Annotated in this window: 24 protein-coding genes; 4 read left to right on the forward strand and 20 right to left on the reverse strand. The window is 59.5% G+C overall.

Annotation, left to right across the window (positions count from 1 at the left end; translation table 11 throughout):
* Positions 1–644 precede the first annotated feature (644 nt).
* The gene (locus CLV45_RS04025; protein ID WP_170061804.1) at positions 645–2744 is read left to right on the forward strand and encodes a TonB-dependent receptor family protein; all 2100 of its coding nucleotides are present in this window, start codon (positions 645–647) and stop codon (positions 2742–2744) included.
* Positions 2745–3067: 323 nt separating this feature from the next.
* On the opposite strand, the gene CLV45_RS04030 is transcribed toward CLV45_RS04025, so the two are convergent.
* The 3 genes from CLV45_RS04030 to CLV45_RS04040 form a co-directional block, all read right to left on the reverse strand.
* Positions 3068–3886, reverse strand: coding sequence for a universal stress protein (locus tag CLV45_RS04030; protein WP_100335105.1), 819 nt, complete (start codon positions 3884–3886; stop codon positions 3068–3070).
* A gap of 225 nt (positions 3887–4111) precedes the next feature.
* A complete protein-coding gene (locus CLV45_RS04035) occupies positions 4112–4393 on the reverse strand; it encodes a hypothetical protein (RefSeq protein ID WP_100335106.1) in 282 nt (93 codons plus the stop codon).
* Positions 4394–4411: 18 nt separating this feature from the next.
* Positions 4412–4912: a hypothetical protein gene (locus CLV45_RS04040; RefSeq protein WP_100335107.1), complete on the reverse strand. Its 501-nt coding sequence runs from the start codon at positions 4910–4912 to the stop codon at positions 4412–4414.
* 234 nt (positions 4913–5146) lie between these two features.
* Between CLV45_RS04040 and CLV45_RS04045 the strand changes: the two genes are divergently transcribed.
* Positions 5147–5425: a GNAT family N-acetyltransferase gene (locus tag CLV45_RS04045; protein ID WP_157807276.1), complete on the forward strand. Its 279-nt coding sequence runs from the start codon at positions 5147–5149 to the stop codon at positions 5423–5425.
* 19 nt (positions 5426–5444) lie between these two features.
* On the opposite strand, the gene CLV45_RS04050 is transcribed toward CLV45_RS04045, so the two are convergent.
* From CLV45_RS04050 to CLV45_RS04060, 3 genes are all read right to left on the reverse strand, one after another.
* Complete coding sequence (locus CLV45_RS04050) at positions 5445–5864, reverse strand: hypothetical protein (protein ID WP_100335109.1); 420 nt, start codon at positions 5862–5864, stop codon at positions 5445–5447.
* Between the two features lie 263 nt (positions 5865–6127).
* Entirely contained in the window at positions 6128–8437 is a 2310-nt protein-coding gene (locus CLV45_RS04055) for an endonuclease (protein ID WP_170061805.1), read from the reverse strand.
* Positions 8438–8666: 229 nt separating this feature from the next.
* Positions 8667–9380, reverse strand: a complete 714-nt coding sequence (locus CLV45_RS04060; protein WP_100335111.1) for a fasciclin domain-containing protein — start codon at positions 9378–9380, stop codon at positions 8667–8669.
* A gap of 682 nt (positions 9381–10062) precedes the next feature.
* Between CLV45_RS04060 and CLV45_RS04065 the strand changes: the two genes are divergently transcribed.
* Complete coding sequence (locus CLV45_RS04065; RefSeq protein ID WP_100335112.1) at positions 10063–10455, forward strand: hypothetical protein; 393 nt, start codon at positions 10063–10065, stop codon at positions 10453–10455.
* A gap of 136 nt (positions 10456–10591) precedes the next feature.
* Here CLV45_RS04065 and CLV45_RS04070 read toward each other — a convergent pair whose 3' ends face one another.
* The 7 genes from CLV45_RS04070 to CLV45_RS04100 all read right to left on the reverse strand — a co-directional run bounded on the left by CLV45_RS04070 (position 10592) and on the right by CLV45_RS04100 (position 16422).
* Complete coding sequence (locus tag CLV45_RS04070) at positions 10592–11029, reverse strand: STAS/SEC14 domain-containing protein (protein ID WP_100335113.1); 438 nt, start codon at positions 11027–11029, stop codon at positions 10592–10594.
* A 110-nt stretch (positions 11030–11139) separates the two neighbouring features.
* Complete coding sequence (locus CLV45_RS04075; protein ID WP_100335114.1) at positions 11140–12063, reverse strand: T9SS type A sorting domain-containing protein; 924 nt, start codon at positions 12061–12063, stop codon at positions 11140–11142.
* A 163-nt stretch (positions 12064–12226) separates the two neighbouring features.
* A complete protein-coding gene (locus CLV45_RS04080; RefSeq protein WP_100335115.1) occupies positions 12227–13543 on the reverse strand; it encodes a sensor histidine kinase in 1317 nt (438 codons plus the stop codon).
* A gap of 218 nt (positions 13544–13761) precedes the next feature.
* A complete protein-coding gene (locus tag CLV45_RS04085; protein WP_100335116.1) occupies positions 13762–14436 on the reverse strand; it encodes a response regulator transcription factor in 675 nt (224 codons plus the stop codon).
* Between the two features lie 22 nt (positions 14437–14458).
* Positions 14459–15295, reverse strand: a complete 837-nt coding sequence (locus CLV45_RS04090; RefSeq protein WP_157807277.1) for a hypothetical protein — start codon at positions 15293–15295, stop codon at positions 14459–14461.
* A gap of 224 nt (positions 15296–15519) precedes the next feature.
* Positions 15520–15873, reverse strand: coding sequence for a hypothetical protein (locus tag CLV45_RS04095; protein WP_157807278.1), 354 nt, complete (start codon positions 15871–15873; stop codon positions 15520–15522).
* 138 nt (positions 15874–16011) lie between these two features.
* Entirely contained in the window at positions 16012–16422 is a 411-nt protein-coding gene (locus tag CLV45_RS04100; RefSeq protein ID WP_100335119.1) for a hypothetical protein, read from the reverse strand.
* Positions 16423–16647: 225 nt separating this feature from the next.
* Here CLV45_RS04100 and CLV45_RS04105 point away from each other — a divergent pair, with 225 nt between their 5' ends.
* Positions 16648–17670 (forward strand): Atu2307/SP_0267 family LLM class monooxygenase, encoded by a 1023-nt coding sequence (locus CLV45_RS04105; protein ID WP_100335120.1) that lies wholly within the window; start codon positions 16648–16650, stop codon positions 17668–17670.
* A gap of 107 nt (positions 17671–17777) precedes the next feature.
* Here CLV45_RS04105 and CLV45_RS04110 read toward each other — a convergent pair whose 3' ends face one another.
* The 7 genes from CLV45_RS04110 to CLV45_RS04145 all read right to left on the reverse strand — a co-directional run bounded on the left by CLV45_RS04110 (position 17778) and on the right by CLV45_RS04145 (position 24637).
* Positions 17778–18488 (reverse strand): GAF domain-containing protein, encoded by a 711-nt coding sequence (locus CLV45_RS04110; protein ID WP_100335121.1) that lies wholly within the window; start codon positions 18486–18488, stop codon positions 17778–17780.
* A 535-nt stretch (positions 18489–19023) separates the two neighbouring features.
* Positions 19024–19425: a hypothetical protein gene (locus tag CLV45_RS04120; RefSeq protein WP_100335123.1), complete on the reverse strand. Its 402-nt coding sequence runs from the start codon at positions 19423–19425 to the stop codon at positions 19024–19026.
* 462 nt (positions 19426–19887) lie between these two features.
* Positions 19888–20325 (reverse strand): hypothetical protein, encoded by a 438-nt coding sequence (locus CLV45_RS04130; RefSeq protein ID WP_100335125.1) that lies wholly within the window; start codon positions 20323–20325, stop codon positions 19888–19890.
* A 351-nt stretch (positions 20326–20676) separates the two neighbouring features.
* On the reverse strand, positions 20677–22035 hold the full coding sequence (locus CLV45_RS04135) for a tyrosine-type recombinase/integrase (RefSeq protein WP_100335126.1): 1359 nt from the start codon (positions 22033–22035) through the stop codon (positions 20677–20679).
* An 89-nt stretch (positions 22036–22124) separates the two neighbouring features.
* The gene (locus CLV45_RS24785) at positions 22125–22838 is read right to left on the reverse strand and encodes a hypothetical protein (protein ID WP_157807279.1); all 714 of its coding nucleotides are present in this window, start codon (positions 22836–22838) and stop codon (positions 22125–22127) included.
* Between the two features lie 35 nt (positions 22839–22873).
* A complete protein-coding gene (locus tag CLV45_RS04140) occupies positions 22874–23788 on the reverse strand; it encodes a Panacea domain-containing protein (RefSeq protein WP_100335127.1) in 915 nt (304 codons plus the stop codon).
* A gap of 240 nt (positions 23789–24028) precedes the next feature.
* Positions 24029–24637: a 7-cyano-7-deazaguanine synthase gene (locus tag CLV45_RS04145; protein WP_100335128.1), complete on the reverse strand. Its 609-nt coding sequence runs from the start codon at positions 24635–24637 to the stop codon at positions 24029–24031.
* Positions 24638–25078 lie beyond the last annotated feature (441 nt).

Below are 25078 nucleotides of genomic sequence, written 5' to 3' on the forward strand. Positions count from 1 at the left end.
CAAGTAATTATCACCAGTAGCGGACTGTGCCCAATCCAGAATCTGGACCAAACTAGTGTAAGAGGCTTGTTCGGTAAATCGTATGCGTATGCCTTTTGCCCGAGTTGTATCTGTGCGCATAGCCTGAAAGGCAAGTCGGGCCTTTTCCGCTGTTGCCCCCCTGGCTACTTGCTCACCAGTGAAGGTAAAGTCTTGCCAATGGCGGAAGTAGGGAAGCTGGGAAAAGAGCTCCAGCTGTTCCTGAGAAGAATGCTCGGATTCTCCAATCCTAACCTGCTTAAAAAGAGCAATATCCGGATAAGGATAAATGACGTCAGATACCGGCCGAGCTGGTAAGGTTAGCGAAAGAACGTAGTGGGGGCCTAGTACTCCATACCAGGGCCGTAGCACCTGACACCCCAGCAGCAGCAGAAACGCCAGCGCCAGCAAACCCGGCGGAAACAGCAAGTGGCGACGGTGGCGGCGGATAACGTACATAGGAGGCAGCAGCGGCTAGAATAATCTAACGCCAGCCGGCGCGAAACCAAGGTAAGCAGCCCCGGGCATTTGTGCTCCAAACATCCCCGCGGGCTTAGCCGTTTGCACAAGCACTGACCCGTCTTGTTCGTATGGCCGCTCGATTATTACTGCTTTATCCGCTTGGGTTGCTGCCACTGGCAACGCTGGCCCAAACTCCCGACTCTGCCGACACTACCCGCGTCGTAAGGCTGCCCGAGGCCACGGTAGTGGGCTACGGCACCAACTTGCCCCTGCGGCGCACGGCGGGCGGGGTGAGCGTGCTGGATGCCGCGGGCATCGAGCGGTTCAATCAGGCCTCGTTGGCGGCGGCCGTCAATACCCTGCCGGGGGTGCGGCTGGAGGAGCGGGCCACGGCCAGCTACCGCATCAGCGTGCGGGGCAGCACGCTCCGCTCCCCGTTTGGGGTCCGCAACGTGAAGGTGTACTACCACGACATTCCCTTCACCGAAGCCAGCGGCAGCACGCCCTTCAACCTGCTCGACCCCGCTACCATCGGGCGTATTGAAGTCATCAAAGGGCCGGCGGCCAGCGTGTACGGGGCCGGCACGGGCGGGGCCATTCTGCTCAGCAACCGGCAGGCCCTGCCCGGCGAGGCCCGGGCCCAGGTGGGCTTCACGGCGGGCAGCTTCGGGCTGCGGCGCTACTCGGCCCTGGCCGAAACCGCTACGGCCAGCAGCGCCCTGCGGGCCCAGTACGTGCACCAAAGTTTGGACGGCTACCGCCAAAACAGCGCCGCCCTACGCGACGTGCTGACCCTCGACGGAGAAGTGCGCGCCTCCGACAAGCAAACCCTGGCCGCTCACGTGCTTTACACTGACCTCTCGTACCAGCTGCCCGGCGGCCTGACCCGGGCTCAATTCGACCAGGACCCGCGCCAGGCCCGGCCCCGCACCGTGAACAGTGCTGGGGTGGTAACCAGCCCCGGCACGGTGGAGCAGCAGGCGGCTTACGCCTCGCGCACGGCGCTGGTGGGTTTCTCGCACGAGTACCGCTTCAACCCGGCTTTCACCAACAAAACCACACTCTACGCTACCGGCACCGTCATCCGCACGCCCTATCTGGTGGATTATGAGCGCAACACGGCCGTGGGCTGGGGCGGGCGTACGGTATTCACGTACCGAGCGGTGGTAGGCGGCCGGTTGCTGCGCCTAAGCGGGGGCGGGGAGTGGCAAAGCAGCCAGGAAAATGCCCGCAACTACGAAAACCGCCGCGGCAGCACCGGCGCCCTGCGCTACGACGACGACATTCGCACCAGCACCGGCTTCGGTTTTGCCCAGGCCGAGCTGGAGCTACCCGCCGGCCTGCTGGCCACGGTAGGCGCCAGCTACAACCGCCTGACCTACGACATTACCCGGGTGGCGGGCGGCACCATCAACCCGGCGGGCTACGAGGTGGAGCGCCGCTTCCGACCCGAAGTGTCGCCGCGGGTGGCGTTGCTCAAGGAAATTACCCCCCTGATTTCGGCCTACGCCAGCGTGAGCAGCGGTTTCTCGCCGCCCACTGAGGAGGAAATCCGGCCTTCCGACGGCAGCCTGAACACCGGTTTGCAGGCCGAGCGGGGCACGAGCTACGAAGTGGGCCTGCGCGGCAAAGCCCTGCGCGAGTGGCTGCAGTTTGATGTGGCCGCCTTCGACTTTGGCCTGCGCCAGACCATCGTGACCCGTACCAATGAGCTGGGTGCCCAGCTGTTTGCCAACTCCGGCACCACCCGGCAGCGGGGCGTAGAGGTAGCCCTGAGCGGCTGGCTTTGGCGGCCCTCAGCCCCGACTTTGGCTCCGGTCGGCGTCGGCGGGGCTACTCCCGGCCTGCGCGCCTGGACCAGCTACGCATACAACCATTTCCGCTTTCAGGACTACCAACAGAACGCCGACAACTTCAGCGGCAACCGCCTCACCGGCACCGCCCCGCACACGCTCAGCGCCGGCCTCGATGCCACTATTCCGCTGGGCTTCTACCTGAACCCGACCCTGAGCCACCAGGCCCGCCTGCCGCTCAATGATGCCAATACCGTGTATGCGCCCGGCTACTGGACCTTCGCGGCCCGGGCCGGCTGGCGCCAAATGCTATTCGCGCACCTGGAAGCCGACGTGTTTGCGGGCGTAGAAAACGCTACGAACCGGCGCTATAGCCTCGGCAACGACCTGAACGCCTTCGGGGGCCGCTACTACCAGCCCGCCCCCGGCCGCAACTTCTACGGCGGCACCACGCTCGGCTGGCGCTGGTAACCCGCTCTTACTTGGTGTGGCCAGCATTCTGCGTGCGAAATAGCGCCGCGGCCACCTGTTCGTACCGCCGTACAACCCGTTTTTATCCAGAAGCCCTTGCTTTCCTGTCAGGGCGAGGCCGAGGGCCGTGGCCATCCATCCTCTGAAACGTGCGGAGCGTTCTTAACTGAAAAAGCCCTTTGCTACACATGTAGCAAGGGGCTTTCTGGTAAAAGGCTGCTAGGCATTAGCAGAGGCCGGATGGCTTCGCAAGCTCGCAAGGACACGAGTCCTTACATTTCTCACACTCTTCCACAGGTAGCCCATTCCCACGCATTAGCACATTACCCCGTGGTAGGCAGCACCAGCACGGGCAACTGGGCCTGCCGGATCATCTGGGCGGTGACGCTACGGTGAAACAGCCGGCCCAGCACGTTGTGGCGGCGGGCAATAAGCACCAGCAGCTCGGCGCGGGTGGCTTGCATGGCCTGCTCAATACCCCGGGGTACGTCCAGGTGGCGGGTTCCGTGGGTCGACACCGGGTTCTGGCCGTCGGTGAGCAGGCCGGCTTGCTGCACGCTGACCAGGGAGGGGCGGCAGGAATCGTCGTCTTCGGGTTCGGCCACGTGCACCACGGTCACGGCCGCCCGCAGCGTGCCCAGCACCTCTGGTACCGCCCGGGCCGGAGCGGCCAGCTGAAACGGGTTGCCATCAGCGGCCAGGGCTATGCGCTGCGGCACCTGCGGGGCAGTGCCGGCGGGTACAATAAGCAACGGGTACTGCAGCTCGGCCAGCAAATCCAGGGACGTGGTGCTGACCAGCTCATCGGGCAGCTCGGCCACGCTGGGCCGGCCCAGAATCAGCAGGGCGGGCCGGTGCTGCTCCACAACTTCCCGGATGGCCCGGGTAGAGCGGCCGGCCGTCAGAGCGGGTATTACGGGCACGGGCATATTTTGCACCCGCTCATTCAGGGCCACGGCAATTTCGCCCTCACTGCGGTGGGGGATCTTACCGGTGAATGTTTCCGGGTCAAAAACCGAGTTGCGGTTGACGTGCAGCAATACCAGCGGCACGTGCAGCACGGCGGCTAAGGCCGCCGCGTAGCGCAGGGCCGCGTCGGCGGCGGGCGTAAAATCGGTCAGCACAAGCAGGGGAGCGGGCATACGAAAGGACGGTTAGCGGGTACGATCTTACTGTATACTGCCCCGGCGGTAAGCTGTTGCCTAAGGACGGAGGCAAGGCCGTGCCGCGGGCTAAAGCACAGGCAAGACAGGCTAGCTATAGTACCGGCAACTCATAAAAAAAGCCGTTTAACCCAGCGGCTAAACGGCTTTTTGCCGAAATCCAACGTCAGCGGTAGCACCTGGTAAAGGGCAGCCGGGACTGGGTTAGCGGTTGTTGTCGTTGTCGAAGTTATTGTTTGACTCGATGATGATGTCGTCCCGTTTGTCGCCGGTAGCGGCCAGGTCGCCGGTGGCACCGGGTACGGTCGTGTCATCCGGAATACCCAGGGTTTCCTGCTCCAGCTGGGCCGAAGTGTCTAGGGTGCCTTCCTCGTCGCGCTTGTAGCTATACAGCTCGTCGTGGTGCTTCTGCTGCTCGGGGCTCATCTTGCCGCCGTCTGCTTGGGGCTCGTTGGAAGCCGCGGATTTCTTGTTGTTGGTAGCCATACGTCAGGAATAAGGGGCTTAGCTCAGGGCAGTGTCGTTGGGGTCTTCCGGGCCGGTACTGCGGTTGGCGGGCTCGTTGGTGGCCCAGTTACGGGTGCCACTGCCGTAGCGTGGGTCGTCCTCCTTGTTGGCTTCCCGGCGTACCTCATCGTCCGAATCCAGGTTGTTGAGCACCGTGCCGGTAGCCCGGTTTTGCGGGGCTGCCCCACGCTGGTCGGGCTCGGTTACGTTGGGGGCCGCCACGCCGCCGGGGTTGTTGCCGGCCGAGTGGGAGTACACGTCATTGGTACCGGCGGTGGTGTTATTATTCGTTACGCCGCCAAATTCGCCGTAGTTGGGCGTGTTGCTGGCAAACGTATTAGGCTTGGGAGAATTAGGCACGTCAGCCCCGTTTTCGGCGGAATTACCGGCCCGGGCAGCACCTTCACGGTGGTTTTCGGGCATCCGGTTATCGTCCTTGCGAAACTCGCTGAATTCGTCCGGATTATCGTTGCTGCCGTCGTTAGGATGATTTTGCATGGCGGAAAGAAGAGTAGTTAGGGTGGGGGCACCAACGTGGTGCGCTTCCCTGCTGTACGCAGCCGAACCGGATTTGGCTACAGTCGCGGGCAAAATCACGCCGGGAGCCGGCGGCCGGTCCCACCAGCACTACGCATGCGCTGGTCGGCGGGGCAGCGCATCCGCAAAACCGGCCTACTACCTCCCCGCGGCTGCCGGCTGCGTATGCAGCTTGTTTACGTACGCTTTTCCTTTATGAAACCAACCATCACCCACAACGAAGAAGACCAGGCCTTTTACGCCACCGTGCACGGCTACGAGTCGGAACTGGCCTACAGCCTTCCCAGCAATACCGTCATTGACTTTACCCACACCTTCGTCGATGAGAATCTGCGCGGGCAGGGCGTGGGCGAAGCCCTGGCCGTAGCGGGCCTGCAGTACGCCCAGGCCCAGCAACTACGCATCAAAACCAGCTGCGCCTTTATGCAGGCCTACGTGGAGCGCCACCCCGAGTACGAGAGCCTGCGGGCCTAGGCTGGTGCGACCGAAGGTTTTAGACTGGCAGGCGCAGCCAGGCGTCGGCGGCGGCCTCGGTGGGGAAGTGGCGGAACGCCAGGGCCGAGGGAGCACCCAGGCTCACGGCCTGCGAGGCCAGTCGGGCCATGGGGTTGTGGCTTTCCACAATGGCGCAGTGGCTGTAGCCTACTTCCCGCACACAGCCCGGAATCCAGTCGGTGCTGAGCCACTGCTGCACGGCCACCGGAATCAGGGGGCGCTGGTGGTGGATGCTCATCGTTTTGCCCGTCCGGAAGTGCTGCATAGCCTGCCGCACCTGCAGGTAGGCCTTGCGTAACTCATCCTCCGTCCCACCGGCGCTGGTCCAGCGCAGGCGCAGGTACCCGGCTGAGTCATAGCTCAGGTTCAGGGCTGCATTTGAGAAGTAGAGCGTTTCGCTGGGCGTAAGAATGGGCATAGGGCAAAGAATCCTAGCTAAAGCGGCGGGCGGCCCGCCAAGACAATAGATTCATCTATCTGCTGGACCACCTGCCAATAGTTTTACCTGCAAAAATACAGCGGCGGCGCGAGATATCCGTGCTAATCAGGCCATTTCGACGCCGGCTGGTCACAAATTTTAGCCAAGCTGGCTTACCCGGCCGCACTGGTGTGGCAGACCAAGAAAAAAGCCCTGGCTTCCGCGGAAGCCAGGGCTTTTTAATAAGCCAGTCACAGAGCCGCTTAGGGCTGTACTACCACCCGGCTGGTGTAGGTAGTGCCATCCAAGGCGACCCGTACGGTGTAAAGGCCGGCGGGCAGGGTGCGCACGTCCAGCGTAGCCTCGGTGGCGCCGCCCAGCGTCTGCTGCCGGGTCAGGACCTGCTGGCCCAGGGCGTTGAGCAGGCTGATGGTGGCTGCCGCGCGGGTCGAGCCTTCGGGCAGGCGCACGTGGAGCAGGTGCGTGGTCGGCGTGGGGTATACTTCCAGCTTGTTGGTTACCAAGGCCGCTTTGGTGCCCAGAATTATGCAGGAGGAGGTGTGGGCGCCAATGTTGGTGTACACGTCGGCACCTTTGGCTTCCCAGGTGGCCGCCCCGCGTGACCAGCGGGCTTCGCCCTGGGTCACCGTGGCTTTGCGCACCAGCGTGTTGTCGGTGGTGGTGCCGCCGCCGGGGATAACCCAGCCGGTAGCGGCCGGCCGCTGCCCGATTACGCCGATTACGTCGAGCGTATCAGTGCCATCGAACAGGGCTACTGCGTCGTCGCCGTTAAAGAACGTCACGGCCGACGTAATGTTGGCCTTGGCCAGCACGGCCGGCACCGAGCCGGCGTTGGCAATAACGTAGACGCCGCCGGGGGCAATGCTGCCCGACAAAGCCTGCGTGGTGGGCGTGGTAGCGCCGTTGGCAAACAGGTCAACCCGCATGCCGGTCAGCTCCACGGTGAACTGCGAAGGGTTGTAGATTTCCAGCACCTTGGTGTTGCCAGTGCTGGCTTCCACGTACTCCGAGAAGAACAGCTTGGTGCAGGGGGCGCCGGCCGGCAGCTGGTCGTCGTTGATGATGGTGAAGGAGTGGGCGCCGGGGTTGCCAATAACGGCCGTCCCCGAAGGCGTGCCCAGGCTCAGATACACCGTCTCATTGGCTTCGGGCGTCACGTCGCCGTTCACCGTGATGGTCACGGGCAGGGTCTGGTTGGTCTGGCCGGCCGCGAAGGTCAGCGAAGTCGTGTTCAGCGTGTAGTCGGTAGCGTTGGCGCTGGTCGAGCCGGCCACCACGTTCACCGGTACCGTCACGGCCGTGGCACTCACGGTGCCGGTCAGAGTCACGTTCACGGTGTAGGTCTGGGTGCCGGCGTTGCCCTCAGTGAGGGAGCCTGCAGCGGACGCAAACTTCACCGTGGTGGGCTCCCCGTCGTCGTTGGTAATCACCAGCGAGTGGGTCGATACGCTGCCGGTAGTGCTACCGGTGCTGGCGTTGGTCAACTTGAGCTGCACTACTTCATCGGCTTCGGGCTTGGTGTCGCCGTTCACCGTTACGGTTACCGTCTTGGAGGTTTCGCCGGCCGCAAAGGTCAGCGTCTGGGTCGTGAAGGTGTAGTCTTCCGGGCTCAGGGCCGAGGAGCTGGCCGCATCGGCGCTAACCTGCACGGTCAGCGTCGAGGTGGGTGCCGGGTCCACGCTGATGGTGGCGGTGTAGGTTTTGGTGCCACTGTTGCCTTCCTCAATCGAGCCGGTGGCCGTGGTGAAGGCGAAGGTGGGCTGGGCAATCAGGCCGTAGGCGCGGGCTACCAGCTCGGGATAGGCAATAAAGGGGTTGAAGTTGCCTTGGCTTTTGGCCACGCGGCGGTTCCGTTCCCGCTCGTGGGCGTCCACTGGGTCGGCCAGGTGCCAGCGGTAGAGGGTCTGCAGGTCGGCTAGGCCGGTAATTACGTCCTTGCCCGGGTCAAAGGTCTGGCCCTGGTGCATGGTGTAGAAGTAGAACGCCGAGCGGGCCAAGTTGCCCTTGTGGTCTTCGCGGGGCTCAAACAGCGAGCCGCCATCCTCGCTCCACTCGTCGATGTTCGAGGTTGGAATCGTGCTCTGGCTGGTCGTGTTGCGCATCCAGATCTGGGTCTGGTTGTCGGGCACATCCGCAAACATGTCGTTGCTGCGGTTCGAGTTCCACTGGGTGTAGGTGGGGTAGAGGTGGTGAATGTCGGATTTCATCCGGCTCACCTCGTTAAACCACGACTGCGGAATGGTGTGCTCACAGTTGATCAAGCCCACGCCCCCGGTGCTGGTGGCCGTCGAGTCGATGGTTTTGGGTACCGAGTAGCCCGAGTACACGCACACCAGGCGGCCGTCGAACACGTCCACGTAGTTGTACATTTTGCCACGGGCCTGGTCGTAGCCCAGGTCGATGCGTTTACCGTCGTACCAGTTGGTGCGCAGCCAGTCTTTTAGCTGCTGCCCCTGCAAGTTGGAAGGCGGAGCCGGGGGCATTACCTGCGCCGTCACGGCCGTGCTCAAACTCATTGCAGCGGCCACAGCCCATGCGAAGAGGTGTTTCATGCGAAGAAAGAAAAAGAACAAAAACAGAATGGGGAAGACAACGGAAGACAGCAAATATCCGAAAATCATTTGGTAGCCCCAGCGTATTCTGCGGCGCGCAGCTGAGCTGCGGCAGCAAAAAGGCCCGCAGAGTATTCCACGAGCCTTCGCAGGGCAAAAGAATGCTTATTGCTATTGGAAAAGTATAATTAACTGCCTGACTGGCAGCCAGCTGGGGACGCTATCCGGGCTACTTGTTGGGCAGCAGCACCGTGTCGATTACGTGGGTCACGCCGTTGCGCGACAATACGTCGGCAATGGTGACGGTGGCGGTGCCGCCCCGCACGTCGCGCAGCAGCACGGCGGTGCCCTTGCGTACCACCGTTAGGGTTTCGCCTTCGAGCGTAGTCAGCTGCTGCCCGTCTTTGAGGTCATTGGCCAGCAAACGGCCCGATACCACGTGGTAGGCCAGCATGGTGGCCAGGCGCTGCTTGTTTTCGGGCATTACCAACGTGTTTACCGTGCCGGCGGGCAGCTTGTCAAACGCGGCATTGGTGGGCGCAAACACGGTCAGCGGGCCCGGACCCTTGAGCGTTTCGACCAGCCCCCCGGCCCGCAGGGCCGATACCAGCGTGGTGTGCTCGGTTGAATTCACCGCGTTTTCGACGATATCCTGGTCGGGCATCATCAGGTTGCCGCCCACCAGCACGCCGGGCGCTATCTTGTTGGCGGCTGCGGGCTTCGCTTTTGCCTTGAGCTTACTGCCTGCCGGGCTCTTAGCCTTGACCTTGGTTTTGCCCTCCGGGGCCACCTTGGCTTTGCTTACCGCGCCGCCCTGCCTGGTTTTGACTTTGTTGGCATCCGACTTCGTCTTGCCCGGCGGCTGACTCTGGGCCGTGCCGGGCAGGCTCATGGTAAGCAAAGTGGTGAGCAGGGCCAGGGACGAGAGGAAAAGCTTGGGCATGGGAAAAGCAGTGAATGTGGTGGCGCTATACGGGCTGGTCCGGGCCAAGGGTGGCGCGGCCCCGGGGTACGGCTGGGCTAGGTGCGGCGGTTTCCCGGCCGTAGGGAACAGTCCAGGCCCTAGCTCCAAATCAGGCCCAAGGTGCCAACTTTAATTAAGAGTAGTACCCTCGGCCGCCCGGGGCGTGAGCTTTTCGTTTAGGCCTACCACCCCTAGCGCAGTAATATGGGCCCGGCCCCAGGTCACCAGCAGAAGTGCCTGGCCAGGTCCGAATGTACTTCTTTGAAGCCCTTTAGGCACCACGGCAGGTGGGGCCATAGGCAGGGGGATAGAAGCCCGGGAGGCCTTCATATGTAAAAAATTATATATTCCTCCGGGCTAAGCTTTCGGCGGCTACCCGAGCCGAACTACGCCCGCAAAGTCCACCGACCCACTGAAAATCACCGGACTGAGAAAACGAATTCGGTCTAAAATCATGTCACAATTTGGTAGTAGTTGTTCTAGAGAATTGCATTTAGAAAGCTGTTAAGGCATTGTTAACTCGGGAAAGTGCGGCAATAATCCGTTAGCTGGATGTCACAACTGCTCTTAAATTTTCCTTTCTATCCGGTCAGAAGTCGGCAATCTTGGAAGCGTTCTAACTACCCGCCTCCACGAGTAGAGCCTTTAAAAGACGACTGCCATGAAAGACACATATCTGCACAACCTCGGCTTTGTGCCATTGGTCCCGAGCTATTCCCTGTTCCATTCCAGCCGTAGCGGCGAAGGCGCCTACATTCCCCCGACGGATGTGCGGTACCAGCATATCTACACGGCTCAGGATGGGGCCACGCTGTTCGTGTACTCCTGGCTGCACGAGCCCGGCTACATGCTGACCACCTGCGAGAATGTTTCCTCAATGACGCAAATCGTGGCCGAGCTCGATTCGGATGATCCGTCGCAGTTGCTGCACCAAATCGAAGTCTTCTTCGGGCAGCACGGCGGCGTGGCCTTATCCTTAGTACAAGACAACCAAACCAACCTGCAGGCCCTGCACCTGCGGACGCCGGCGGATGCCCGCGAACAGGCCGCGTAAGGGCCTCCGTTTTTTGCCCTCCATTTCTGAGCTATGCCCAAACAAACATCTTCCCGGTAAACGTATTCTTTGCCAACAGAAAGGGCCGACACTACAACAGCGTCGGCCCTTTCTGTTGGCAAAAAAGGGAAGAATATTAGGGGGTAGTGCGCAGCCACTCATAAGCCGTGGCCACGTCGTCGAAAGTCACAACCATGGGCCGGGTTACAAACTGCATGGCCTTGTCCATGGACTTGCGGGCCTGCCAGTGGGGCGGATACACCCAGGCTACGTACCGTACGCCCCGATTCGCCAGTTGCTCGTAGTAGTGGCCGCCTACCCAGGCCGCGCCCTTATCCCAGTCGGAAGTGACCTGGCTGTTATCGTTGAGCATCTTCGCGCAGGGGTGCTGCTGCAGCAAACGCAGCACCAGGTCGCCACCCGTCACGGCCGATACCTCGTTGTGCTGCCCTTTCCACTCCACGTACAGCCACTGGTTAAGGTCGTCGTAGGTGATGGACAGGGAAGGCGTATCGTAGAGGATTTCCATCCAGGAGTCGGTCGAAAGCGGAACTCCAATATACGTAAACACCATCCGGAAAAAGAAGCATTACGGTTTGAAACTGCGCACTATTCTTCGCCGCCCGGCACGGCCCGAAAATCCCTTCTGCAGTCGAGCTTACTAGGCAGCAAGGAAGCCCCGGATTATTCTCGCACCACGCGCCGCATAACACGGCCCGTGGCCGTGGTTACCTGCAGCATATAGGTGCCAGCCGCCAGGGAGCTTAAGTCAACATCGTAGGAGGGCACGCCGGCCGGCACCAGCCCGGTCTGTACTTCCTCGCCGCGGCCGTTGCGCACCGAAATCCGGGCTGCCGGGGCCGCCGCGCCCGTGAAGATGGTAAAATGGGCCGGGGTAGGGTTGGGGGCAATGCTGAGCTCCGGGGCGGTTTTGGCCGGCGCCACCGTCACGGGCACGGCCGCGGAGGCCGCCACGCAGCTGCCGGGGTTGATAACCAGCACCGTGTACGACCCGCTCTTGGTGGCAGTGTAGGTGTTGCTCGTCGCCTCGCGAATCAGCTGGCCGTTGTTGAAAAACTGGTACGTGGCTCCTTCGGTGCCGCCGCTGGCCGTGAGCCGGACGGCGCCGCCGGCCCCGAAAGTGGTAGGTCCGCTGGCCGTCAGCACCGGGCTGGGCAGGGTGTGCAGCACCAGAAACGTGCTGGCCGCTACTCCCGCGGCTCCGCCGGCCGCCAATTGATTAGTAATAGTGTAGGCGCCGGCCTGGCTGCGGGCTAGGTCCACGACGCCGGTGGTAGGGTTGAGGCTCAGGCCCACCGGGCTGGCTGAAAACGTGCCGGCCTGCGCACCGTTGGCCCAGGCGGGCACCAGCTGGCCCACCGTGCCGGCGCAGCGGCTGCCGCCGTCGTAGGCGAAGGCCGCGCTAAGGGTCGTCGGGGCACCACCGGCCGATTCGGAGAAGGCTAGTTGGTCGGCGTCAGGGCCTTGGGCGCGGCTCGCGCGCGACATGAGCAGCAGGCCGAGCAAAATCAGCGCGTGGCTCCACCAGGAGGCAACGCTGTCGAGAACGTGGGCAGCAGGGGTAGAAATAGAGGACAGGGCACGCATAGCGCAGGCGTTAGGTGAAGGTCGGGCAGCACTGCAGTACTGCAGGTTAGTCCACAACGCTACTACCCCAACATGATGCGAATATGATAAACGACGCTCCGCCCGGACGGCCAGCCAAGCTGGTAGCCCCTTTTTTTAGGCCTGAGAAGCGGCCGGCCGGCTTTTAGTGCCCCGGAAAAGAAAGTAGAAAAGAAGTGCCCAGGCCCTCGATGGAGTTGACCTCAATCCGGATGCCGTGCAGGTCGGCAATGGTGCGGGCAATGGAAAGGCCCAGGCCGTAGCTGTCGGGGTCGGTGGTGCTGCCTTTGTCGAAGCGGTGAAACAGGCGCGGCAGCTGTTCCTTGCGGATGCCCTGGCCGGTGTCGCGCACTTCCAGCACGTAGCCGTCCGGTGCCGCCCGGCCCAGCAGCATGATCTGCCCACCCTCGCGGTTGTACTTGATGGCGTTGCTGACCAGGTTGAAGAGCAGTGTAAAGAGCAGGCCGCGGTTGGCGGCCTGCACCACAAAATTGGGCGCTACTTCCTGGGTCAACGTCAGGTTGAGGACGGAAAGGCGGTCCTGCACCTCTTCGCTGACCTCGGCCACGAGCTGGGCCAACGACACGGTTTCGGTGCGCGGAAACTGGTCGTTTTCGATTTTGGAAATCATCAGCAGCGACTTGATGATGGTGCGCAACCGGTGCACCGTGCGCTGCGACTCCACCACCCGCAGCAGGTTTTCGTCCGAGAGGCTTTCGTCCGAAAGCATGTTGTCGAAGCGGTACTGCAGGGCGGCCAGCGGGGTGAGCAGCTCGTGGGAGGCGTCGGCAATAAATTTGCGCTCCTTGGAAAACGAGGCCTGAATGGTGGTCATCATCTCGCGCAGGCTCTCGTCGAGGTAGCGGAAGTCGTCGGTGCTGGTCGGGATGGGCGTGAAGTTGAAGGCTGCCGGGTGGTGGGCATTCTTGAGCCGCTGCCGGATGATGGTGTAAAAGGGCTCGAGCAGGTAGCGGAAAAAGGCCAGGTCGGCCAGCGTCGTCAGGGCCACGGCCACCAGCAGAATGTAAAAGGCGTAGGTGCGGAAGTTGCGCTCCGTCTCGTCGATGCTGCCCGTGCTGCGCCCGATTTCGAGCAGGTAGTACTTGGGGCCCTGGGCAAAGGAATAGCTCAGCACCCGGTACTCCACGATTTCGTCTTCCACGGCCCGCTTCGAGTCCTCAATGACGTCGATGCGGGGGCCGGGCGGAATTTCCTCCAGCGAAATAAACTCCTCCTTGAGCAGGTTGTAGCTGCCGTACGACGACTGGTCGCCCTCGATAAAAGTCGAAATGCCGTTGCGGCGAATCAGGCGCAGCACCTTTTCCTTCTTCTGGGCCAGCCGGCTGTCGGTCGAAACCAGGGCCAGGCGGCTCATTACCGGTGGCAGCACGCCCACCAGCAGCAGCAGAATAACGACCCTCGAAAGGCCATTGAAGAGGGTGAATTTGGTGCTGAGCTTCAAGCGGGAAGTAGACTAGTAGTGTTTTAATTGTCCTTCTAAGGCACAGGCGGAGGACCTTCCTCGCCTTGGTAGCAAAGACAAGTCAATGTACCAACCCTTTCAACTTTATGCGCAGGAAAGGGCTTTCGGACGTTGGCAAGAGCGGCAGTGGGGTAGGCGAGGCAGGTCCTTCGCTTTGCTCAGGATGACAGCCGAAGAAGACCAGTAAGCGTTTACCCTCACAGCCGGGCCCGGTAGCCCACGCCGCGCACGGTTTCGAGCCACTCCACGTCGGCCAGCAGGCCGAGCTTCTTACGCAGGTTTTTGATGTGGGCGTCGATGTAGTTGGAGTCGAAGCCGGCTTCGGGCAGGTTACCCCAGATGTGCTCAGTGAGCTGCAGGCGGGTCATGACCCGGTTTTTGTGCAGCACGAGGTAGCTGAGCACGTCGAATTCCTTGACCGACAAGCTCACTTCCTGGCCCTGGTGCAGCAAGCGGCGGGCCTGCAAGTCCAACTCGAAGGCCCCGCAGCTGACCAGCGGCTTGTGCAGCCCAAAGCGGCGGCGGGTAATGGCGTGCATGCGGGCCAGCAGCTCGGGCAAAGAAAAGGGCTTGGCCAGGTAGTCGTCGGCGCCTAGCTCCAGGCCGCCAATCCGGTCTTCTACCGCGCTGCGGGCCGTGAGAATGATGACGGCGGCCGTCAAGTCGTTCTGCTTGGCCTCGGCCAGCACCTCCAGGCCGTCGCCGTCGGGCAGGCCCAGGTCCAGCAGCACGAAGTCGAAGGGCGTGTCGGCCAGCTGGGTTCGGGCCTCGCGGGCCGTGCGGGCCACGGTGCAGGTAAAGTTTTGCTGGTGCAGGAAGATGCCCAGCTCGCGGGCCAGGGTGCGCTCATCTTCCACGATAAGAACGGTCATGGCAGGTTGAAAGGCGGCAAGGTTACAGGGTCAGAGCAACGCTGGTCGTGAAGTAGGAGCGGGCGTGGCTCACGTCGTCGGGCAGCAAGTTAACCGGAATTGCGTAGCGCCAGGCTGCCTGCACGGCCACCGCGCCCAGGTGGTAAGTCAGGGGCAGGCGCAGCTCGTAGCTCAGCATCCGAAAGCGCGTCACGGGCGTGTCGGTTGTCGTCGTCACGGTCGTGGTGCCACCCCCGCCGCCTTTTCCCTTGCCCTTGCCGTTACTATTGCCGCGCAGAATCTGCTGCTCGATGCTGGTTTCGACGAAGTGCTGGGTGCCGGCCGTGGCACTCAGGCGGGGCTCAATGGCCAGGTAGGCCTTGGGCGTAAACACCTTGTCGACTTCGAAGTAGCGGGAGTTGTCCAGGGTCAGGAAAAAGTCGTTGCTGTCCCCAAACAGGTAGGCCGCATTCAGGCGCGAATACACGTAGCCCCAGTCCCAGCCCAGGTACCCATCGACGGAATTGTTGACGCTGGATTTGATCAGCGGGCTGTTCGGGGCAAAGAAAAAGTGGGAGTAGCTCAGCGAGGCATCCACCGTTTTAGATAGGTCGCCGTCCCAGCCCACGGCCAAATCGGTTTCGTCGATAAAGCTGGACGTGTCGAACAGGTTGTAGCTCACCACCGAGCCCCAGACGCCGTAGCGGCTGGTATAGCTCAGCTCCCCGGCCGTGTAAGGGTAGCGCGTGGTCTGGGTGCGGCCGAAGAAGGAGGAGTTGCTGCCCAGGCTCAGCTCGGCCCGGAAGCTGCCCCGGGGCTCATCCGGAAACGGCGCAGGAGCCGGTGGCGGAGCTACTACGGGCCTGACGGGTGCTTGCACCGGTGCTGTTATCGGAGCTTTGACAACTGGCGCTTTGACCGGCGGCGCGGGCAATACCTTTTTTTTCGGCGGGGCCTTCTTAGTAGTACCGGGTTTGGGAGTACCGGTGCCCGCACGCTGGCCGGCTGCGGTTCCGGCCAAGCTCAGCAGCGCCGTGAAAACCAACAGCCCCAGCAAGCGGGGTCGACCAAGTAAAAAAGCCATATACGCTCAATCAGTAGTGCTTAGTGCCCGCGGCCGTGGCTCCGGCCCGCACCGGCAGCAGCTCCCCGGCTGCCGCCACTGCTGTTGCTACGAGCACTGCGGCCGCCTTCGGCTCCTCGACTACTACGAGCACTGCGCGCCGTACGTTCGGGCTGGCTGCTGCGGGCCGAGTGGTCGGTGGAACGACTGGTGGCGCGGGCAAACCAGCTGCTGCCCTCCACGCGCTGCGGCTTGCTTTGGCGCTGAGTCTGGGGCACTACCTTCACCGGCGGTGTGGCCGCGCCGCCCCGGGGCTTGTCGCCCTGCCCGGCCTGGCTGGGTAGGGTGGCCGTCAGCAGCAGCATTGCGCAAAGCAAACGAATCAGAATAGTCATGAAGAAGGCAAAAATAAGCGGGCCGCAGCAACTAACGGCATTTCAAGCAGGCAAACACGCCTGAGCTAAGAAACAGTGCCGGCCACACCCTGATTTAGTCAGAAATGTGGCCGACGACCAAGCAGTGAGAGCCCGGGATTAGCGTTCCGTGCGGTGGCCGTTGCCACCGGCGTGGCCGTGCGGCGCCGACGAGCCGCCCGCTTGGTGCGAGTCGTGGCTGCGGGTGCCCCGGGCCGTCCGGGTGGGCCGAGCGCGCTGGGCCGAGCGGCCGCCGCTGGCCACGGCACTCACGGCGGCTCCTTTGGCGCTGCCCGTTAGCGGGGTGCTCTGGGCTACGGCCTGCACGGTCTGGCCGTGGTTTGCCGGCGCGGCTACTTTCTCCGCGTTGCGCTCATCCTGATCCTGGCGCTTCAGCTCCGCAGGCTGCTGCCCGTAGCCGTTGGCCGGCGTGGCGCGCTCCGCGTTTGATACTGGCTTCTGGGCCTGGGCCTGGGCCTGGGCCGCAAAGGTGCAAAGCAGGGCGGCCAGGGCGAAAATTATCTTTTTCATGGCAACACGAGGTTAGGTTGGAAGGGTATGAATCAAACCTAGCTCGGCAACATGATGCGAAAATGATAAGTCCTACCGTTTAGCTTAATTTCCCGACCCGCTAGCCGTGAGTCAACGGCGCTGCTGGCTTATGGCCGCCCCGGTCCGCAGTAGGGATGGACACCGCAACGACCCTGGCGCGGGGCAAACAAATGCGGGGCAACTCCGATTTACTCAGGAAAACCGATGGAAGTAGGAATAGACAGTTTTGCCGCGTTGCTGCTTGATGACGGCACCGGCACGCGGCTGAGTGGGGCCCAGGCCATGGGCCAGCTGCTCGACCGGATTGAGTTGGCCGACCAGGTCGGGCTGGATGTATTCGGCATCGGGGAGCACCACCGCGCTGAGTATCTGGACTCGGCCCCGGCCGTGATTCTGGCCGCAGCGGCGGCCCGCACCCGCCGAATTCGCCTGACCAGCGCCGTAACCGTGCTCAGCGCTGCCGACCCCGTCCGCGTGTTTCAGCAGTTTGCCACCCTGGATTTGATTTCGCAGGGCCGGGCCGAAATGGTGGTAGGCCGCGGCTCCTCCATCGAGGCCTTTCCCCTATTTGGCTTCGACCTCGACGACTACGACGCCTTGTTCACCGAAAAGCTGGAGCTGCTGCTAGCCATCCGCGAGAAGGAGCAGCTGCACTGGGCGGGTAAGTTTCGGCCCGCGCTGACCGGGCAAGGTATTTACCCGCGGCCCATGCAGAGCCGCTTGCCCATCTGGCTCGGCGTGGGCGGTACGCCCCAGTCCTTTGCCCGGGCCGGAGCGTTGGGCTTGCCGCTGATGGTAGCCATTATTGGGGGCGAAACCCACCGTTTCCGCCCTTTAATTGACTTGTACCGGGAGGCTGGGCGCCGGGCGGGCTTCACCCCCGAGCAGCTGCCCGTGGGGTTGCATTCCCTGGGCTACGTGGCCGAAACGACTCAGGAAGCCCTGGAAAGTTTTTACCCCGGCTACGCCCGCACCTTCAGCGCCCGGGCCCGGGAGCGGGGCGGCCCAGCCGTTACCCGTCCGCAGTTCGACGCCCAGGCTGGCCCCACCGGCGCGTTACTGGTGGGCAGCCCGGAAGACGTGGCGGCCAAAATCCGGCGGCACAGTGAGGCCCTGGGCGGTATCACCCGCGTCACGTTTCAGATGGACGTGGCCACCTTGCCCCACGCCCAGCTGCTGCGGGCCATTGAGCTGCTGGGTACGCGTGTGGCGCCCTTGCTGCGCTAAGGTGGTCGTATTCGGTTGGAGCTAATAGGGTGTTAAAGGGGGCAGAAACCGCAGTTTCTGCCCCCTTTTCGTGGAACGAATACGCACTGGTAAACGGCTGGCCGCCGCTAGGAGCATTGGTGCTCATCGAGCAAGGCCCGAAAGTCGTGCAGGCGGCGCTCCACCTGGGCCAGTAGTTCGGCGGGCACCGGAATCTGAACGCCGTGCCGGGTGAAGAGGTAGCGCACCAACGCCGTCAGCTCGCGCAGCTCTTCCTGGAGCTGAGTTCGTAGCTGTTCCCACTGCTCCAGCCCGTCGGCCGACTGATACAGGCAGGCGTGGCGGACGGCAATGGCCTGGCTGACCAGGGCGGCCAGCTGGTCGAGCACTTGCTGCTCGGTGGCGCTGAACGTGCGCGGCTGCCGGTCAATAATGCACAGCGTACCCAGCGGCGACTGATCGGGCAGGCGCAACAGGGCGCCGGCGTAGAAGCGCAGCTCGTTTTGCTGGGCCGCCAGGGCCGCCTCGGCCGGGATGGTCGCCGCGGTTTCGAGTAGCAGGTCGTGGTAAACTACGGCGCGGGCCTTTTCGATGGCCGTGGAGCACAGAGCCTCGGCCCGCCGCTGCCGGTCGTTGCCGGGCATGCCGTGGTTGGCGGGGTAGAACACCTCAGCTTCTTCTACTACGGCAATAAGGGAGATGGGCAGGCTGAAAACTTGGGCCGTGAGGGCTACGAATTCATCGAAGATCGGCTCGATAAGTGTGGGCAGCACATCGTAAGCCCGCAGGCTGCGTAACCGCTCAGATTCATTATCGGGCACGAAAGGAGTAGGGGCCATAAACCGAAGTAGCTAACTGAAGCTGAAGCTACGAACTTAAGAAACCAACAGTTTAGTAGAACTGTACCAAGGCCTACATTCCGGTGAAATAGCTGACAGCTGCCCGCCGGAACTATCAGCATCTCCACGGACGCTTGGTAGCCGGTAAGTAGTAGTTTCTACATAAAGCCGAACATCCTCGCGCCAAGGGCTCCCGCTGCTGGCATGTAGTAAGTGGCTGTATCGGCGGAGAAATTCAGGCAGTCCCTCGTACCCCGGACTACCTTGATCCAGCGCGGATACTCCTGCCGGATAATTACTGCATCCCCGGGTTGAAGAAGGATAGCTGGGTAGCTGGCAAGGGTATCTTGCAGCTGACGATACAGCACGCCGGCAGAAGCAAGCTGATAGCCTTGTGGACCCACTGGGCGTAGTGCTATTCCAGTAGTAATCGGCTGCAGTACGGGCACTTTCCCAGGTGGCCGGGGCGCTTGAGCCCAGCCCCTTGCCGGTATTAGCCAAGCCGTCAAGAGAAGCAGTGGCTTCATAAGCTTATTCAGTTTCTACCGCCCCGCGCAGCCCCGGCATCAGGAGACTCTGGCTTGCGAAGTAGGTCTCTGAGGAGAATGAAAACCATCCAGACTTGTGGGACAGCGCAAGCCCCGATGACGAGGATAGTGAAAGGATCCTTCTGCTCGAGTAGCTTGGGTAAGTAAAAGAACACACCAACTATTACCAGGAAAAGGAAGAATATCTTGGCCCAATGATACCCCTGTCGAATAAGCCAGGCGAATGCTAGGCCGGGCAGCAGGTTGAATATCATAAAGACAAGTGTGCCAAAGAAGCGCGAGGAAAAAGCAGGGGTAAATTGTACTGCTTGCCCTACAGTGCCGAGCACCAGGCTCACCAAGAGAAGATTGGACGCTTTGACGTCGTTTTTGCGGATAGTTACACCCATAGCTTTTAATTATCAGTTCGGTCTGTCATAACCGCCCCCGCGCAACCCCAGCATCTGGGGATTCGGGCTTGCGGAGTAGGATGTCTTTGAATAGGAGGAAGGCAGTGGCGAACAGAGTGCTAAGGGCGAATAGGCGCCGGGCTATACTCCAAAGGTTTTGCTGGAGAATAAGTGGTAGCTCGCGCATAAACACAAAGAGTACCCAGGCAAAGTAGATGGAGTAAAGGATTTTAGCCCACGTTTTCCCGGAGCGAATACCCAAGCAGAGCCAAATGAAAGCGGCGATAAAAAGAGCAGATATGAGGACCATTACGCAGAAGATGCCATAGTCTATGCTTCTCTCTGCCGTAAAGGCTCCTAGCAATTTGGAGATTGTGTAGAGAGTTGGTAGGAGGTAAAATACTGTGGAAGCCAGGAATAAATTCGAAGCCCAAACGTAATCCTTGCGAGCAGCTGGATGCATCAGTTAGGTGGGTCATAACTGCCCCCAGCATCTGGGGACTCTGGCTTTCGGAGCTTGTTTCTGAATAGAAAGAAGGCAATAGAGAGTTGAAAGCAAAGGGCCAGCAAGTTGCGGCCAATATCCCAGGAGCCTCGTTGAGGCAGAATGGGTAGCTCCCGCGCAAACAAGTAAAGTGACCAGGCAAAATAGATGGAGAAAAGCACTTTCGCCCAAGTTTTTCCGGAGCGCATACTTAAGCCAACCCAAATGAAAGCGGCAAGAATAACCGCAAACATGATGGCTATTGCCCAAAAGCTGCCATAATCCTTCCCTTGTGCTATGGTAATAGCTGCTAGCGGTTTGAGGAAAATATAGATAGTCGGCAGAAGATAGAATGCCGTGGAAGCCAAGAATAGGTTCGAAGCCCAAACGTAATTCTTGTGAATAGCAGGAGGCATCAGTTCGGCCGGTTGTAGCTGCCGCCCACAGCCCCTACATCTGGCGCTTCAGGCTTACGGACAACATCTATTATTGATAGGTGCGTTCGAGCTGTCCTCGGTTAGGGACAGGCTCTCATTCAACGTCTATAGATGTATTCTTGGGCTGGATTTATCTGTCATCAGCTACGGGTTAAAACAAAACGCCCTCAGAGTAACCTGAGGGCGTTTTTGGTGGTCGCGCTAGGACTTAAAATGTGGTTTTGGTTTCCATTCGCTTCCAATCAATGGGCCTCTACAGCCTGGAAACGCAATTTCTACGGTAAGCACTGGAAGCCGTTGGAAGGCAATTCCTCAAAATCTGCCACTCATTTATGCCACTGACCGCGGCATGCCCGGCGAGCGACGGGCGTACTCCTGCAGGAGCTTGAGCGTGTCGACGCCGACGTAATGGTTGAAGCTGCGCTCGGTGGTGTGGCCCGTGGATTGCATCACTAGGCGCGTGGGTACGCCCTGGTACAGCTTCAAAGTTACGAAGGTTTTGCGGCCCAGCTTGCTGCTGAGTGTGAGGCGGGTGATGCCGGCCAGCTGCTGCACGATTTTCAAAAACTCATTGACCCGGTAACAGGTGGGCAGCAGCAGCCCATCGGGGGCCCGATCCTCATACTTATGGGCCAGCTCTACCAGGTGGAAGAGGTCATCATCGTAGAAGGGAATGTAGCACTCGTGCTGGTTCTTGCCGGCCTTGATGTGGATCATCTGGCCCTTGACGTGCTTCCATCCCAAAAGCTCGGCGTCGCTGATACGCAGGCCCGTGTAGGCGCACTCCAGGAACTTGTCACGGGCCAGCTCCACGTGCGCGGCCCAGGCCTGGAAGGAGGGAAGCTCCAGATCCATGCCCTTGGAGTGGCTCTGGGTGCGCAACTCGAGCAGGCGCTCCTGCACGGCCAGGGAGCGGAAGTCAATCTTGTAGATGCGCCGCAACTCCTGCTCGGTCAGTGCGTCGACGCCCACGTACTGCGAGGGCGCCGTGAACTTGCGGTACTTGCGGTTCACGTCCAGCTCCTGCTCATCCTCGCACCAGGCCAGAAAGCTGCGCAGCCGGTTGATATGCTTGCCAAAGGTATTGACTTCCTGGCCCAGCTCGTCGAGCACGTAGGTGCGGAAGTCGTTGTAGAAGGCCGTGTTCATGCCCTCCAGGGTGAGCTCCACGCCGCGGTCCTGGGCATAGGCCTCGAAGCGGGCCATCGTGGCGTGCAGTCCGTCGATAGTGCTCTTGGCAATCTTGCGGAAGGTAAGCGGGTTGACCTTGCGCTCGTGGGCCTCAACCCACTGGGCCATGAGCTGAAAGAAGTACGACTTCTCGTCTTCCGCCGGGGACTCGTTGCCTGAGGTAACTGGGGTGGCAGGGGCTGCCTCAGGTGGTAGCTGCAGCAGGTTCTTCAGGATGCCGTCCAGTTCGGCCTTGTCCAGCCGGCGCCGCTGTTGCTCGGCCGTGAACAGGGCTTGCTCGGCCGTTTCGGAGATGCTGTTGAGCACCGGGTTGATGTGGTTGTAGTGGCTGCCCTTTTTGGGCATCACCTTCGACTCGGCCTCATCCCAAAACTCCGGCCGACACAGCTGGCCGGAGCTGATACGCAGGCGGTTGCCCTGCCAACAGATCGTAACCTGGATGGGGGCGAAGCCTGTTTGGTTGAGTAGGTCCTTACGAAGTTGACGAGTGATCTTCATAGCTGATCAAAGTTTCATAACACTGATACAACAGGATTGGCTCTAGTTAAAAAGTAAAAAGGCTTTGCTGTTGCAGCAAAGCCTTTTTACTATGTTTCTTTAAGTGCCTTAGGTTCACTACTTGTCTCCAGAATAGCTGTACTGATATCTTCTTTTTCCTCCTCTACAGAAGTACCTATACTCTGCTTGTACATATCTTCCGGATAGTTAACCGGAGCAGGAGGAGGTACCTCTGATTTGGCTTGTTCTATAAGTGTCGGCAGTATCAGTTTAGCAACTTTTTTTCTAAGCTTCTGAAACTGCTTATCCTCATCGTTGTCCTTTCCTATCAAATGGTTGCCGCTCGGATCACAGACATGAAGTTCAAAATGCCAGTAATTGCAGACAGTAGGCTGATGCTTTATTGAGCAGGAGTAAGTAATGTCATCAATTTTAATCTCCTTGCCATTCAAATGCTTGATAGGAATACGCCAGTATCCTACACCTACTTCGTATTGATATTCAGATGCAGTTGGCATTCGACCAGCATCACCTGGCTTCCACTCTTTATGAACTTCATCTGAGTTGCTAATTCCTTTGATTGGCCGCCATGCGATGTCTGACCCTTGAAACAATCCAAACAAGCTTACAGACATCCGTTTGGCGATGTGATCTGTTTGAGGCTTCGTCAAGATGTCAGCTGCGAGCTTTCCACTAGCGTCAACATGCGGGTGAACTGGCTCATTTACGTAGCGCAGTAACCACTCATTCTCAAAAGTCTTTATGGTGCCGTCAGATAGATCTAGGTAATCTGTATCAGGCAAGATATAGCCTGGGTAAGAAGGAGATGACATTGATACTATGCTACTAGTTCTGTAGGGACTAATTGGTAGTAGATTGTTTCATTCGTTTGATGAAAAGCACAACTCACATTCCATTGCTCTTCTCCATTCAAAAACATAGCAAGGAAAGTATCATCCTCAGGGTCTGAGTCTTCACCAAATGTTACACTAGCGTGTAAGCTACGCCCACCAGCAATCTCTGCACGCACATACAGGTCATGGTCATATGTGAGGCTTACAATGAACATACTAGGCTTTAATGACTGCATTGTCATCATCAAGTGCTGAGCGCGTTGCATTACTTCTTCTTTGGAGATACCAGTGAAGTACTCAGCTTTATTTTCCCATTGCTGTTGAAGTTCGGCAAGGGGTGATTCAAGGGCAAAATCGGAGGCAGACACGTCTTGAGAAGCGAAAGGGTTCAGCGGCTGGTGTTGATGAATACTACTTGAATAGTAGGTCTTCATGGTCTCTTTAGAAAGTTCTTTCGAACTGGGTTCAACAGAATCTAACCCAGCGCGTGCCTCAAGCCAAGGCTTTTCGCAATGAGTCTGGCGTACAAGCCATTCGGCCGTTTTTGGCACATACTCGTGAAGGACTGCTTCTAGTACTTGTTCCTGGTCACGCAACGCACTGATAGTAAACTCAGTTTGTGGGAAAGCCAATAATGCAGCAGTATTGACTGTTGCATTTGCATGCACAATTGGTGTTGCTTTGAGTTGGCAAAAACGGGTATATACTGCTGGATATACCGGTCCACGTACCCACGCCTGGGGAACATCATCAAAAAGATCATCGCCTGAGAATGCAAGGCTCCATGCCTGCAGATAGTACAAGACTTTCTGGAGCTTTAGCGGGGTTAGTTCAATGCCATTTTTTTTAGCATGTTCTATTACTAACTCAACGTAAGTGTGGATGTTGCGTTCGTACATGATGTTGGTAATTAGGTACTTATTGAAGCGTCCTAATATGCGGAGTGCAAAGGTACTACAAAACCATACGTATATACGGAAGATTCAACTGGTTTAGCAAACTCTTACTAAAATTTATTGCAATAGCATAGGTATCTATACATACAGTCAGTAGTGCTAGGGGCGAAGCAGCCATAGATCACAGTGAGCAGCTAACTATTGGACTTAGCGTCGTAGCAATGGGTGAAGACTATGCTATGACTAGTAAACCAACCCCTCTGCTTCATACAGCTCCTGCATAGTAGCGCGGTATTTCTCACAACCTCCACATTCTCCACAGGCAAGATTTGACTTCTGGCAGGAATGGGCGTAGCAGAGCAGAGAGCGGGTGATACCCGAAATTCTTACTAATTCAGCCGTAGTTAAAGAAATGGCTGGGGCCGTAATCTGTAGACCACCCTCCTGAAACGATACTAACTGGTTCATTAAACTAACGAAGTGCTCATGTCCATCCTTGTGAGAGGATTGATCAGTGGCCACTGTGCCAATCATAAGCTCAGTTACCTGCAAACGGCTGAGGTGCATGGCTGCTAAAGTGAGCAGCAGTTGGTTTCGGTATGGCCACCACTCAGCAGTGGGAGCATTTGAAAGCGAGGTAGTGCCTGCTAGGTCACCGCTGCCAAGTGCACGGCAATTAACCTGAACAATTTCGTGCTGGATGCCGAGAGCTGCCGCTACAGCTTTGGAAGCATCAATCTCTGCTTGCGCTGGCAACTGGCCATAATCAAGTGTGACGGCAATTGCTGGCCTTTTCCAATACGCAATGGCAATAGAATCCATGCCACCCGAGAGCAATAGGGCTGATTTCATATCAAGAAAATGCTAGAATAGAAACTAGGCTGAATAACTAGGCAGCGCTCTGAACGCGCACTTCGCACGCGCCACCATCAACAGAAATGACAACTGCGATGAACCTGTATCCTTGCTTTATGCACTGGACTAGACGGGCAGGTTTACGGGAGATGACACCACAGATTTGGCCGCGGTCGTTCTCGACGATAGGCTGTGTGCCATTGGACTTCACAGTCAAAATATCTCTAGGACTAACACTACTTAGTGCTGCTGTATTAGGATTGGCTAATGTTGTTCGGAAACTGATTTGGTCGCAGGGCTCCTCTAAGGTGTCGCCACCTTCGCCACCGCCACCTATGCCACTACCCCCACCTGCGCCACCGCCGCCTACTCCACCACCCCCACCTTCGCCGGGTATAGCGCCGCCGCCGGATGTAGCACCGCCACCACCGCTGAATC

This window comes from Hymenobacter chitinivorans DSM 11115 (assembly GCF_002797555.1).
In the GTDB taxonomy this organism is placed as follows: Bacteria; Bacteroidota; Bacteroidia; order Cytophagales; family Hymenobacteraceae; genus Hymenobacter; species Hymenobacter chitinivorans.